This window comes from Pseudomonas sp. NyZ201 (genome assembly GCF_049860765.1).
Classification (GTDB): Bacteria; Pseudomonadota; Gammaproteobacteria; order Pseudomonadales; family Pseudomonadaceae; genus Aquipseudomonas; species Aquipseudomonas bharatica.
On the sequence record NZ_CP187557.1, the window covers coordinates 153,077 to 166,764 of the forward strand.

Below are 13,688 nucleotides of genomic sequence, written 5' to 3' on the forward strand. Positions count from 1 at the left end.
ATTGATATTTCACTAGGTGAAGCCCCCATGATCTGTGACAGGGTTCTCACTCGGAAATTTCCGACACGCGGCTTCCTGTATAGCCATTTTTCGCCGATTTGCCACGTTTCGCTCTGTTGTGGGACCTGCCGTCCCTAGGGAAGAAAAACCACATGCGTCGCCCCTTGCTCAGCGCCTTGCCCCTCGCTTTCTTTGCCTCTTTCACTACTGCACAAACCTTGCCGCAGGCCATGCAACAAGCCCTTGAAGCCCACCCGGAGGTACAGGCGGGAATCAACGGTCGCCTGGCCGCCGATCAACAGGTGCGCATTGCCCAAGGTGGCTACATGCCCAAGGTCGATGTGCTGGCCGGCTACGGCCGGGAAAACACCGACAGCCCGAGCACCCGCGCCGCCGCTGGCAGCTCGGAAACCCTGAACCGCGGCGAGTCCAGCCTGCGCTTGCGGCAGATGGTGTTCGACGGTTTTGCGACGTCAAACGAAGTGGGGCGTCAACAAGCCACCGCCAATGCCCGGGCGTATGCCTTGCTCAACACCTCCGAGCGCACCGCCCTGGAAACCGCCAAGGTGTATATCGAAGTGCTGACCCGCCGGCAGATGGTGCGTCTGGCCGAGGACAACCTGCGCAGCCACGAGCGTATCTTCGACCAGATCCAGTTGCGTACCGCCCGTGGCATCGGGCGCATGGCCGATATGGACCAGGCCGAAGCCCGCCTGGCGTCGGCAAGGAACAACCTGCTGACGGAACAAACCAACCTCGCCGATGCACAAACCAATTACCTGAGTGTCGTTGGCCAACTGCCCGATGAATTGAGCCCTCCCGAGCCTTTCATCGACCTGCTGCCCGCGACCCTGGATGAGGCCCGCCAGCAAATGGTCGAAAGCAACCCGGCCCTGCGCTCGGCGGAAGCGGATATCGCTGCGGCGGACAAGCAGTACGACACGGCGAAATCCAGGTTCTACCCGCGCTTCGACGCCGAGCTGGAACGCAGTGCGAACAACGACGTCGATGGTGTGAGCGGGCATAACAATGAGTGGCAAGCCATGTTGCGCATGAGCTTCAACCTGTACGACGGCGGCAGCGACAAGGCCGACCTGGAATCCAAGGCCTACCAGGCCAGCCAGGCGCTGGATATTCGCAACAACGCCTTGCGCCAGCTCAACGAGGAGTTAGGCTTGGCATGGAATGCTATGCACAACGCCGAAGCGCAGGTGCCGATCGCCCAGCAATATGTCGATCACAGCAGCAAGGTACGCTCCGCCTACCAGAGTCAGTTCAGCCTGGGCGAGCGCTCGTTGCTCGACCTGCTCGACAGCGAGAACGAACTGTTCACCGCACAGCGTCGACTGGCCGAAGTGAAGAGCGTGCAGTTGTTTACTCAGTATCGGATCAAGGCGACCATTGGTCAGTTGCTCAGGAGCCAGGGTGTCGTCGCGCCGATGGCGACGGTCGTACACAACGATCTGAAGCCGAGGGTCAACCTGCCCGGGCTGAACTGATTAGCCAGTAGTCCTTACCAGCCAGCAAGGAAGTCCGCGTGGATTCATTTGTCAGCAGAAACCTCACCCATGATCCGCGAAGCCTGCACGACGATCCGTTGCTGGACAGCCTGCTGTCGCTTTGCGTGTTGCACCAGAAGCCGGCCAGCCGGGCCATGCTCACCACCGGCCTGCCGCTGCCGGCCCAGCGCCTGAGCCCCGAGCTGCTTGCACGGGCCGCTGCCCGGGCGGGGCTGCAGGGGCGCCTGTTGCAGCGCAAGCTGGAGCACATTCCGTCCATCGCCATGCCCACCATGCTCCTGCTCAAGGGCGGGCGCAGTACGGTGCTGCTGGGGTGGGAAAATGAAAACACCGCGCGCTTGCTGCTCAGCGAAAGCGACGGCGGCGAGGTGCACGTCAGTCGCGAAGCGCTGGAAGCCGACTACACCGGCCGGGTGTTCTTCGCCCAGCCGCAGCACAAGTTCGACGTCAACCACGGCAACCTGATTCCCCGCGCCCGCTCCTGGTTCCGCGACACCCTCAAGCGCTCGCGCTGGCTCTACGCCGATGCCATCGCCGCCAGCCTGATCATCAACATCATCGCCATGGCCGCGCCGCTGTTCGTGATGAACGTCTACGACCGCGTGGTGCCGAACCAGGCCACCTCGACCCTTTGGGTGCTGGCCATCGGCATCACCGGGGCGTACATCTTCGACCTGATCCTCAAGGGCTTGCGCAGCCTGTGTCTTGACCTTGCGGGGAAAAAGACCGACCTGATCATCTCCGCCACGCTGTTCGAGCGCATTGTCGGCATGTCGATGAAGTATCGCCCGGCGCGGGTCGGCAGCTTTGCGCAGAACATCCACGAGTTCCAAGGCCTGCGTGACTTCCTCGCCTCGCTGACCCTGGCCAGCCTGATCGACCTGCCGTTCACCCTGTTGATCCTGATGGTGATCGGCATCATCGGCGGGCATCTGGTATGGATCCCGGTAGTGGCCTTCCCGCTGGCGCTGGGTATCGGCTACGCCTTGCAAAAGCCCCTGACCGCCACCCTGGAACGCACCATGGCCCTCGGTTCGGAGCGCCAGTCGAGCCTGATCGAGACCCTGGCCGGGCTCGACGCGGTGAAGGTCAACAACGCCGAAAGCGAACGCCAATACATGTGGGAGCAGACCATCGGCACCCTCAGCCGTCTGGAATTGCGGGTGAAGGTGCTTTCCGGCTTGGCGATGAACATCACCCTGCTGATCCAGCAGATGGCCGGCGTTACCCTGATCTGCTTCGGTGTCTACCAGATCATGGCCGGCAACCTCAGCATGGGCGGCCTGATCGCCTGCTACATGCTCAGCGGCCGTGCCCTGGCGCCTTTGGGCCAGTTGGCCGGTCTGCTGACCCGCTACCAGCAGGCCAAGGTGACCATGGTCTCGACCGACCAGATGATGGAGCTGCCCCAGGAGCGCAATTTCGAAGAGCGCCCGTTGAGCCGCCAGGTCATCCAGGGCGCCCTGGAGTTCCGCGGTGTCGACTTCACCTATCCGAACCAGCAGAACGCCGCGCTGAAGAACATCAACCTGGCGATCCGCCCGGGCGAGAAGGTCGGCATCATCGGCCGCAGCGGCTCGGGCAAGAGCTCGCTGGCCAAGCTGGTGGTCGGCCTGTACGAAGCCGATGCCGGCTCGTTGCTGGTCGATGGCGTGGACATTCGCCAGATCGACGTCAGCGAACTGCGCCATAACCTCGGCTACGTGCCCCAGGACATCCAGCTGCTCGCCGGCACCCTGCGCGACAACCTTGTCAGCGGTGCCCGCTACGTCGAGGACGAGATGGTCCTGCAGGCCGCCGAACTGGCCGGCGTCCACGAATTCGCCCGCCTGCATCCGCAAGGCTACGAGCTTCAGGTCGGCGAACGCGGCCAGAACCTCTCCGGCGGCCAGCGGCAGAACGTGGCCCTGGCTCGTGCGCTGTTGCTCAACCCGCAGATCCTGCTGCTCGATGAGCCCACCGCGGCCATGGACAACACCGGTGAAGAGCGCCTCAAGCAGCGCTTGCAGGCGGTAATCGAGAACAAGACCGTGGTACTGGTGACCCACCGTGCCTCGTTGCTGTCGCTGGTCGACCGCCTGATCGTCATCGACCGCGGCCAGATCGTTGCCGATGGTCCGAAGGCGGCCGTCATGGATGCGCTGAAGAAGGGGCAGATCAGTGTTGCTTAAGTCTGGAGCGGGACGTTTCAAGGACACCCTGCGCGGCTACTTCAAAGGCTCGCAATCCTTTGGCGGCGAGCCGCTGCCAGAGGTCAACAAGGCGCTGGTGGAAGACGCCCCGCGCATCGTGCGGCTGACCATCTGGGGCATCATCTGCTTCTTCCTGTTCCTGGTGCTGTGGGCCAACTTCGCAGTGCTCGACGAAGTCACCCGCGGCGACGGCAAGGCGATTCCGTCGTCCAAGCTGCAGAAGATCCAGAACCTGGAGGGCGGTATCGTCTCCGAGATCTTTGCTCGCGAAGGCGAGGTGGTCGAAGCCGGGGCGCCGCTGCTGCGCCTGGACGCGACCCGCTTCGTTTCCAACGTCGGCGAGACCGAGGCCGACCGGGTGGGCCTGGCCTTGCGGGTCGAGCGCCTGAGTGCCGAGGTCGAGGACCGGCCGCTGAACATCGATGCCGAGCTGCGCAAGGCCGCACCGAGCCAGGCGGCCAACGAAGAATCGCTGTACCAGAGCCGTCGCCAGCAATTGCAGGACGAAATCGGCGGGCTCCAGGAGCAGTTGGTGCAGCGCCAGCAGGAGCTGCGCGAGTTTTCCTCCAAGCAGGCCCAGTACCGCAACAGCTTGAACCTGCTGCGCCAGGAAATCGGCATGTCCGAGCCGCTGGTCGCGCAGGGGGCGGTGTCACCGGTGGAGGTGCTGCGCCTCAAGCGTGCCGAAGTGGAAAACCGCGGGCAGCTCGACGCCACCACCCTGGCGATTCCGCGCGCCGAATCGGCGGTCAAGGAGGTCGAGCGCAAGATCGACGAAACCCGCGGCAAATTCCGTAGCGACGCGCTGACCCAGCTCAACGAAGCCCGCACCGACCTGAACAAGACCGAAGCCACCGGCAAGGCCCTTGAAGACCGGGTCAGCCGCACCCTGGTCACCTCGCCGGTGCGCGGGATCGTCAAGCAGGTGCTGGTCAACACCATTGGTGGCGTGATCCAGCCCGGCAGCGACCTGGTGGAGATCGTCCCGCTGGACGACACCCTGCTGGTCGAAGCGCGGATCCGCCCGCAGGACATTGCCTTCCTGCACCCGGGGCAGGAGGCCATGGTCAAGTTCACCGCCTATGACTTCACCATCTACGGCGGGCTCAAGGCCAAACTGGAGCAGATCGGTGCGGACACCATCACCGATGAAGAGGGCAACACCTTCTACCTGATCAAGTTGCGCACCGACCGCAGCCATCTGGGCACGGACGAAAAGCCGCTGCTGATCATCCCGGGGATGGTGGCGTCGGTGGATATCATCACTGGCAAGAAGAGCGTGCTGAGCTACCTGCTCAAACCCATCATCCGCGCCCGGGCCGAGGCCTTGCGCGAACGCTGAGGGCCTCATCGCTGGCAAGCCAGCTCCCACAGGGACCGGGTGCACCGCTGGACCTGTGGGAGCTGGCTTGCCAGCGATAGGGCCCTAACAGGCACCACAAAGCTCCCGGATGTAAAAATCTTCGGTCAGAGGAAGGTGACCTGGCCACCTTCCAGCGATTTGACCCGGGCCAGCGATTCGACGCGGTAGCCCTGGCTGTCCAGTTCGGCACGGCCGCCCTGGAACGACTTCTCGATGACGATGCCCAGGCCGGCAACGGTGGCACCGGCCTGCTTGATGATCGAGATCAGCGCCTGGGACGCCTTGCCGTTGGCCAGGAAGTCGTCGATCACCAGCACGCGGTCGCTGCTGTTCAGGTGGCGCGGGGAGATGGCCACGGTGTTCTCGGTCTGCTTGGTGAAGGAGTACACCGACGCGGTCAGCAGGTTTTCCGTCAGGGTCAGGGACTGGTGCTTGCGTGCGAAGATCACCGGAACGCCCAGCTTCAGGCCGGTCATCACCGCCGGGGCAATGCCCGAGGCTTCGATGGTGACGATCTTGGTCACGCCGGAATCGGCGAACAGGCGGGCGAATTCGTCGCCGATCAGTGCCATCAGCGCTGGATCGATCTGATGGTTGAGAAATGCATCGACTTTCAGGACCTGATCGGAAAGCACGATGCCTTCTTCGCGAATCTTCTGGTGCAGTGCTTCCACTGGGGTTTCCTCGGATGTAAGCAAAAGGCCCCGGCATGGGCCAGGGCGATTGAAGGGGTTGATTATCTACCGTTTGAGCATGGCGCGGATATCGGCAAGTGCCGTATTGCCCCGTGCCGCCTTGACCTCGACCGGTGCGTCGTCCAGGCCTTCCCAGGCCAGGTCATCCGGCGGCAGCTCATCCAGGAAGCGGCTCGGCGAACAATCGATGATTTCACCATACTGCTTGCGCTTGGCAGCGAAGGTGAAGGCCAGGGTCTGGCGGGCCCGGGTAATGCCGACGTACGCCAGGCGGCGCTCTTCCTCGATGGTGTCGGCCTCGATGCTGGAGCGGTGCGGAAGGATTTCTTCCTCCATGCCCATGATGAACACGTAGGGGAACTCCAGGCCCTTGGAGGCATGCAGGGTCATCATCTGCACGCCCTCGGCGCCTTCTTCCTCTTCCTGCTGGCGCTCCAGCATGTCGCGCAGCACCAGCTTGCCGATGGCGTCCTCGATGGTCATGTCGCCGTCCTCGTCCTTCTCCAGCGTGCTTTTCAGCGCGTCGATCAGGAACCAGACGTTGCCCATGCGGAAGTCCGCGGCCTTGTCGCTGGAACTGTTGCTGCGAATCCAGTTTTCGTAGTCGATGTCTATCACCATGCTGCGCAGCGCGGCGATCGGATCTTCCAGGGCCACCTGCTCGCGCACCTTGTCCATCCAGGTCTTGAAGCGATGCAGGCGGTCGGTGAAGCGGGCGTCGAGATGCTCGCGCAGGCCCAGTTCCTCGCTGGCGGCGTACATCGAGATCTTGCGCTCGGTGGCATAGTTGCCGAGCTTTTCCAGGGTGGTCGAGCCGATTTCCCGGCGCGGTACATTGATGACCCGCAGGTAGGCGTTGTCGTCGTCCGGGTTTACCAGCAGGCGGAAGTAGGCCATCAGGTCCTTCACTTCCTGGCGGCCGAAGAAGCTGTTGCCGCCTGACAGGCGATACGGCACCTGGTGGTGCTGCAGTTTCAGCTCGATCAGCTTGGCCTGGTAGTTGCCGCGGTAAAGGATGGCGAAATCGCTATAGGGCCGGTCGGTGCGCAGGTGCAGGCTGAGGATCTCCATGGCCACGCGCTCGGCCTCGGCCTCCTCGTTCTTGCAGCGGATCACGCGGATCTCGTCGCCATGCCCCATCTCGCTCCACAGTTGCTTCTCGAAGGCGTGCGGGTTGTTCGAGATCAGGACGTTGGCGCAGCGCAGGATGCGGCTGGTGGAGCGATAGTTCTGCTCCAGCATGACCACCTTCAGCGACGGGTAGTCCTCTTTCAGCAGCATCAGGTTTTCCGGGCGCGCGCCGCGCCAGGCGTAGATCGACTGGTCGTCGTCGCCGACCACGGTGAACTGGTTGCGCGTGCCGATCAGCATCTTCACCAGCAGGTACTGGCTGGCGTTGGTGTCCTGGTATTCGTCCACCAGCAGGTAGCGCACGCGGTTCTGCCACTTTTCCAGGATGTCCTGGTGTTCCTCGAACAGTTTCACCGGCAGCAGGATCAGGTCATCGAAGTCCACCGCGTTGAACGCCTTGAGCGTGCGCTGGTAATGGGCATAGACGATGGCGGCGGTCTGTTCCTTGGGGTTGCGCGCCTTTTCCAGGGCCTCGGGGGGCAGGATCAGGTCGTTCTTCCAGGCGCCGATCATGTTCTTGATCTCGTCGACGCCGTCGTCCCCGGAGTACTCCTTCTGCATGATGTCGGTCATCAGCGCCTTCACGTCGGTTTCGTCGAAGATCGAGAAACCGGGCTTGTAGCCCAGGCGCACGTGTTCCTTGCGGATGATGTTGAGACCGAGGTTGTGGAAGGTGGATACCGTCAGGCCGCGGCCCTCGCCCTTGCGCAGCAGGGTGCCGACCCGCTCCTTCATTTCCCGCGCGGCCTTGTTGGTGAAGGTCATGGCCACGATGTACTGGGCGCGGATCCCGCAGTTCTGGATCAGGTGGGCGATCTTGCGGGTGATCACGCTGGTCTTGCCGGAGCCTGCGCCGGCGAGTACCAGGAGCGGGCCGCCGACATAGTTCACGGCTTCTTGCTGCCGGGGATTGAGTCGGGACATGACGAAAACCGGGGGTGGCTGAAAAATAGCCGCGCAGTTTAACAGGGCTTCGCCGTGATGGCGCGACCGTCTGACAGTGTGACGCAGCACAATATCTAAATTTGCCGGCTCTGCTACTTTCCATCAGGATGCACCCCCGAATGGATGGATTTACCGGGGTAGTGCGGACTGCTGATTGAAAATCATTTACATTCAAGCAGCGCTCGCCAATGATCCGCCCGTTACCCGACTGCGTTCGCGTACTGCCAACTAAGGAGAGAGCTTGTCTACGCCTGCCGAACCGTTGCGTTTGCTGCTGCTGGCCGAAGAGCCCGAGTGGGCTGCTGCCCTCGGCGAGGCTTTGTCGCCGCTGGCGGGCACTGCGGTATTGCTGACGGCGCCGAGCTGGGAGTCGGTGGACAGCCTGTTCGCCCGCGACCGCAACGCAGTGGTTCTGACCACGCCGGGCCGCCAGCCCGCGCCCGGGCGTTGTGATCTGCCGATGGTATTGCTGCTGGACCTGGAACCGGCCAAGGCTCCGCCGGGCGTCAGCGACTGGCTGGTTCGCGGCCAACTGGGCAGCGACACCCTGCGCCGCTGCCTGCGCCATGTCCGCGAGCGGGGCGTGCTGGAAGCCACCTTGCAGCGCCTGGCCGAGGAAGACCCGCTGACCGGCATCGCCAACCGCCAGGGTTTCCAGACCCTGCTGACCGCGCGCCTGGCCGAGAACGAAGGGCGTGGCGTCGCCCTGGGCCACCTTGATCTCGACAACTTCCGCCATGCCAACGATGCCCTCGGGCACCAGGGCGGCGATCGCCTGATCCTGCAGGTGGTCGGCCGGCTCAAGAGCCAGCTGGAAGCCGGCGACCGTGTGGCGCGCCTGGGCAGCGACGAGTTCGCCCTGCTGATCGATACCCGTCGTGAACCGCAGCGCGCCGAGCGCGTGGCCGAGCGGATCGTCGAGGCGCTGGCCGAGCCTTACTGGATCGACGGCGAGAGCCTGTTGATCGGTTGCAGCCTCGGCGTGGCCCATGCCCGTGCCCAGGCCGGTGCCGACCCGCTGATGTGGCATGCGCATATCGCCATGCAGCAGGCCAAGGGCGTGCATGGTTGCACCTACCACATCTTCGACGAGCGGATTAACCGCAATGCCCGCAGCCTTGCTGATCTCGAAGGCGAGCTGCGCCGTGCCCTGCGCCGTGACGAACTGGAGCTGCACTACCAGCCACGCCTGGACCTGGAAGAAGGCCGTATCGTCGGGCTCGAAGCCCTGGTGCGCTGGCGCCATGCCGAACGCGGGCTGTTGCCGCCCAGCGAATTCGTGCCGCTGGCCGAGCAGAGCGGGCTTATCGTGCCGCTGGGTTACTGGGTTATTTCCCGGGCCCTGCGCGATATGCAGATTCTCCGCGAGCGTGGGCTGACGCCGCTGCACATGGCAGTGAACCTGTCGTTCCGCCAGTTCCAGGACAGCCAGTTGCTGGCAACCTTGAGCCGCCTGATCGTCCAGCATGGTGTCGATGCGCGCTGGCTGGAATTCGAACTGACCGAAACGGCGGTAATGCGCCGCAATGACCTGGTCAAGCAGACCATGGACGCGCTGGGACGGCTGGGCGTGCGCTTCTCGCTGGATGACTTCGGTACGGGCTTCTCGTCCTTCGTTCACCTCAACAGCCTGCCGATCGCCTTGCTCAAGGTGGATCGCAGCTTCGTCGGCGGCATGGAAGGCCGGGAAGAAAACCGCAAGCTGGTACACGCCATGATCAACCTGGCGCACAACCTTCATCTGGAGGTGGTTGCCGAGGGTGTCGAGACCGAGGAGCAACTGGACCTGCTGCGCAGCTTCGGCTGTGACCAGGTGCAGGGCTACCTGATCAGCAAGCCGCTGGCGATCGAGCCGCTGGTGGAGTTCCTGCTGCTGAATGCCGCTCAAAGGCCGGTTGCCCTCTAACAGGCGCCTCCATCCCGTAGGAGCGTGGCTTGCCCGCGAAGGGCCGCGCAGCGGTCCCAAATCTCATTGCCACACTATTTTGGGACCGCTGCGCGGTCCTTCGCGGGCGAGCCACGCTCCTACAGAGGCCGTGTCACGACGGGGGCCGTCATGTTTCCACCCATCATCCGCTTCATCCGCCACTCGAACGCCAGCGTCAGGCTCACCGCCGCAAACGCCAACCCCAGGGCCAGCCCCCACCATACCCCGACCGCGCCCATCTGCAACGGAAACGCCATCACCCAGGCCGCCGGCGCGCCGATCAGCCAGTAGCAGCACAGGCCCACCAGGAAGGTGGTCTTGGCATCCTTCAATCCACGGATCGAGCCCATGGCTACCGTCTGGATCCCGTCGAACAGCTCGAACCACGCCGCCACCATCAACAGGCTCACCGCCAGCTGCACCACCCCGGCAAACGCCGGATCCTCCAGGTCGAGGAACAACCCGACCAGCGCCTCGGGTTGCAGCCAGAACAGCACCGAGAACCCAAGCATCACCGCCGCGCCAAAGCCGATCCCGACCCGCCCGGCGTGCCGTGCGGCCAGCAGCCGGTCGGCGCCATAGTGCAGGCCGACGCGCATGGTCACCGCATAGGACAACCCCGCCGGAATCATGAACGCCGTGGACACGATCTGCAGCGCGATCTGGTGCGCCCCCAGTTCGGTACTGCCCATGGTGCCCATGCACAGCGCGGCAAAGGCGAACAGGCCGACTTCCACGGTATAGGTCCCGCCAATCGGCAGCCCCAGCCGCCACAGTTCACGCAGGGCGGGCATGGAAGGCCGCGCCAGCTGCCTGCGGATCGGGTAGGGCGCATAGGCCGGATGCCGGCGGATATACAAGGCCAGCGCCACCGCCATGCAGTTCGCGACGACCGCCGTGACCAGGCCGATGCCTACCAGCCCCAGCTTCGGCAGCCCGAACATCCCTTCGATCAGCGCGTAGTTGAGCAGGAAGTTGACCACCGTCCCGACCAGGCTGATCACCATCACCGGCGATGACCGTCCCAGCGCGCTGGTAAAGCCGCGCAGGGCCATGAATGTCAGGTAGCCGGGCAGGGCGAAGGGCAGCAACAGCAGGAAATGACCGGCGTTCTCGACGTTGCCGGGCGTCTGCCCGAGCAGCAGCAGGACCGGCTCGAGGTTCCACAGCACCAGCGCCGCGACCACCGCCATGATCCAGCCCAGCCACAACCCGGCCTGGGTCAGGCGGGTGGCGCCCTCGGTGTCGCCGGCGCCATGGCGGATCGCGACCAGGGTGCCCACTGCCGCGATCACGCCCAGGCAGAAGATCGACACGAACGAATAGCTGGCCGCGCCCAGCCCGCCGCCGGCCAGGGCCTCGGGGCTGATCCTGGCCATCATCAGGGTGTCGGTGAGCAGCATCAGCATATGCGCCAACTGCGAGGCAATCAGCGGCCCCGCCAGCCGCAGCAGTGCCTTGAGTTCATGGGTTGGCGCCGCCTGCATGGTCGGATTCCTTGAATGATGAAGTGACAAGCCGCTGATTCTCGGTGTTTGCGCGATTGTGCACAAAAGGATAAAAACGATCATTGGCATGAGTAAAACTCATGCGAAGATGCGTGCCCGAGGAGGTTCTTCATGTCCAGTCGCCTACCGCCGCTCTATGCCTTGCGCGCTTTCGAGGCTGCCGCGCGGCACAGTTCCTTCACCCGCGCCGCCGATGAGTTGAACATCACCCAGAGCGCGGTCAGCCGGCATATCCGCACTCTGGAAGAGCATTTCGCCTGCCGCCTGTTCATTCGCAATGGCCGCAGCCTGCAACTGAGCGAGGCGGCGCGTTTGCTGCTGCCCGGCGTGCGCGAAGGCTTCGGCGCCCTGGAGCGGGCCTGCAGCACACTGCGCAGCGAGGAAGGTGTGCTGCGCATGAAAGCACCTTCGACCCTGACCATGCGCTGGCTGCTGGCGCGGCTCAGCCGCTTCCGTCATCTGCAGCCGGGCAACGAGGTGCAACTGACCAGCGCCTGGATGGATGTGGATCACGTCGATTTCAACCAGGAGCCCTTCGACTGCGCCGTGTTGCTGGGCGACGGGCACTTTCCGCCGGACTGGGAGGTGAGCTGCCTGTTTTCCGAATGGCTGGTGCCGGTAGGCGCACCGGAGCTGCTCAAGGACGGCCCTTGGGACGTGGAAAAGCTCGCCGCCTGCGAACTGCTGCATCCGACCCCGGACAAGCGCGACTGGCGCACCTGGCTGGCACGCATGGGCCTGACCGACGAGGTTTCGCTCAAGGGCGGGCAGGTGTTCGACACACTGGAACTGGGCATGATCGCCGCAGCCCGGGGCTACGGGGTGTCCATGGGCGATCTGCTGATGGTCGCCGAGGACGTGGCGCAAGGGCGGCTCAGCCTGCCCTGGCCGGCGGCGGTGGCCAGCGGGCTGGACTACTACCTGGTCTGGCCGCGCACCCGTCCGGGCGGCGAGCGTTTGCGCCGGCTCAGCGACTTCCTGCAGGGCGAAGCGCGGGCGATGCGGTTGCCAGATGTGGAAATGCTGCGGATAAATGCGGCTAACAGCGGCGAATGACCGTTTGCGCAAAATAACCGTGTTCAGCACTCAAGTATCGACCGGCGCCGCCGATGATGCACTCAAGGGCCCGCCATGAGGCCCATGTTTCCCTGCCCCTTCGTGCCCCCCCGGTGATCTGGATGGTCCCGGCCTCGCTCAGCCAGGAGTTTTCATGTCTCGACCTCGTGCCCGGATTGCTTCGCAGCTCGGCCTTGCGCTCGCCGTCGTGCTCGCCATTGTGATCAGCGGCAGCACCCTGTTCGCCCTGCGCTCCCTCGACCACGCCAACCTGGTCACCCGCCAGGAACACCTCACCAGCGAGGCCCGGTTGCTGGCCGACCAGCTCGGCACCTTCCATGACTCGCTGCGGGAAAGCACGCAGCGCCTGGCCGGGCTGTTCGAAAAGCGTTTCAACCGTCTCGCGGTGCAGCCAGGGACGTCCATTCCGGTCGCCGGTGTCGCCACCCCGGGCCTGTACCTCGACGGCCAGGCGTTGAACAACGATTTCAGCGAGGTGGATGAATTCCGCCAGATGACAGCGGGTGTCGCCACGATCTTCGTGCGCAACGGCGATGATTTCGTACGCATCAGCACCTCGCTGACCAAGCAGGACGGCAGCCGCGCCATCGGCACCCTGCTGGACCGCCAGAGCCCGGCCTACGCGCGGATCATGGCCGGCCAGTCCTATGTCGGGCGCGCCCTGCTGTTCGACCGCTTCTACATGACCCAATACACCCCGGTGCGTGACGCTGGCGGCCAGGTCATCGCCATCCTGTTCGTCGGCTTCGACTACACCGACGCGCAGAAAAACCAGTTCGACAACCTCAAGCGCTTCCGCATCGGCCAGACCGGCTCCCTTGCCCTGCTCGACGAGCAAGGCCGCTGGCTGGTGCCGCCGGCGGGTGTGACCGACCTGCAACAGGCTGCTGCGGAGGCTGCCGGTTTTGTCGGAAAACCTGGCGAGGGGCGCTTCTGGAACGATGGCGTGGAAGACCTCTACAGCGTCGCCATGCCCTTCGCCGGCGGCCCCTGGACCGTGCTGGCGAGCATGCCGGAAGCGGAAATCCGCGCGGTAACCTGGAGTGTCGGCACCCGCCTGGCCATCGGCAGCCTGCTGGCGATGCTGCTGGCCGTGGGCGCCACGCTGTGGCTGTTGCGGCGCAAGCTGCGGCCGCTGAGCGACCTGGTGCACCAGGCCGAGGCGCTGGGCGCGGGTGACCTGGACGTGCGCCTGCAGGTCACCAGCCAGGACGAAATCGGCCAGCTCGCCGCCAGCTTCAACCATATGGGCGAGGCACTGGCGAACATGGTCTTGCGCATCCGTGAGGCGTCGCAGCAGGTAGGGCAGCGCGCCCATGCCCTGGCCGAT

General features: G+C 64.3%; 8 protein-coding genes and 1 pseudogene. 6 read left to right on the plus strand and 3 right to left on the minus strand.

Annotated elements, in window-relative coordinates:
- Positions 1-152 precede the first annotated feature (152 nt).
- The 3 genes from ACPFMA_RS00635 to ACPFMA_RS00645 are packed head-to-tail and all read left to right on the plus strand — an operon-like array spanning position 153 to position 5,054.
- Positions 153-1,499, plus strand: a complete 1,347-nt coding sequence (locus ACPFMA_RS00635; protein WP_425929507.1) for a TolC family outer membrane protein — start codon at positions 153-155, stop codon at positions 1,497-1,499.
- A gap of 38 nt (positions 1,500-1,537) precedes the next feature.
- The gene (locus ACPFMA_RS00640; protein ID WP_009405336.1) at positions 1,538-3,691 is read left to right on the plus strand and encodes a type I secretion system permease/ATPase; all 2,154 of its coding nucleotides are present in this window, start codon (positions 1,538-1,540) and stop codon (positions 3,689-3,691) included.
- The gene (locus ACPFMA_RS00645) at positions 3,681-5,054 is read left to right on the plus strand and encodes an HlyD family type I secretion periplasmic adaptor subunit (protein WP_064304358.1); all 1,374 of its coding nucleotides are present in this window, start codon (positions 3,681-3,683) and stop codon (positions 5,052-5,054) included. Before ACPFMA_RS00640 ends, ACPFMA_RS00645 begins: the two co-directional genes overlap by 11 nt.
- Before the next feature lie 125 nt (positions 5,055-5,179).
- On the opposite strand, the gene ACPFMA_RS00650 is transcribed toward ACPFMA_RS00645, so the two are convergent.
- Positions 5,180-5,749, minus strand: a complete 570-nt coding sequence (locus tag ACPFMA_RS00650; RefSeq protein ID WP_009395836.1) for a xanthine phosphoribosyltransferase — start codon at positions 5,747-5,749, stop codon at positions 5,180-5,182.
- A 66-nt stretch (positions 5,750-5,815) separates the two neighbouring features.
- The gene (gene rep, locus ACPFMA_RS00655) at positions 5,816-7,825 is read right to left on the minus strand and encodes a DNA helicase Rep (protein WP_425929508.1); all 2,010 of its coding nucleotides are present in this window, start codon (positions 7,823-7,825) and stop codon (positions 5,816-5,818) included.
- 262 nt (positions 7,826-8,087) lie between these two features.
- Between rep and ACPFMA_RS00660 the strand changes: the two genes are divergently transcribed.
- Positions 8,088-9,752 (plus strand): putative bifunctional diguanylate cyclase/phosphodiesterase, encoded by a 1,665-nt coding sequence (locus tag ACPFMA_RS00660; RefSeq protein WP_009395834.1) that lies wholly within the window; start codon positions 8,088-8,090, stop codon positions 9,750-9,752.
- Positions 9,753-9,871: 119 nt separating this feature from the next.
- On the opposite strand, the gene ACPFMA_RS00665 is transcribed toward ACPFMA_RS00660, so the two are convergent.
- The gene (locus tag ACPFMA_RS00665) at positions 9,872-11,260 is read right to left on the minus strand and encodes a NorM family multidrug efflux MATE transporter (RefSeq protein ID WP_425929509.1); all 1,389 of its coding nucleotides are present in this window, start codon (positions 11,258-11,260) and stop codon (positions 9,872-9,874) included.
- Positions 11,261-11,392: 132 nt separating this feature from the next.
- Here ACPFMA_RS00665 and ACPFMA_RS00670 point away from each other — a divergent pair, with 132 nt between their 5' ends.
- Both ACPFMA_RS00670 and ACPFMA_RS00675 read left to right on the plus strand, forming a co-directional pair.
- On the plus strand, positions 11,393-12,337 hold the full coding sequence (locus tag ACPFMA_RS00670; protein ID WP_420057717.1) for a LysR substrate-binding domain-containing protein: 945 nt from the start codon (positions 11,393-11,395) through the stop codon (positions 12,335-12,337).
- A gap of 154 nt (positions 12,338-12,491) precedes the next feature.
- A pseudogene (locus ACPFMA_RS00675) lies at positions 12,492-13,607 on the plus strand (Cache 3/Cache 2 fusion domain-containing protein); the annotation flags it as partial.
- Between the last annotated feature and the right edge of the window lie 81 nt (positions 13,608-13,688).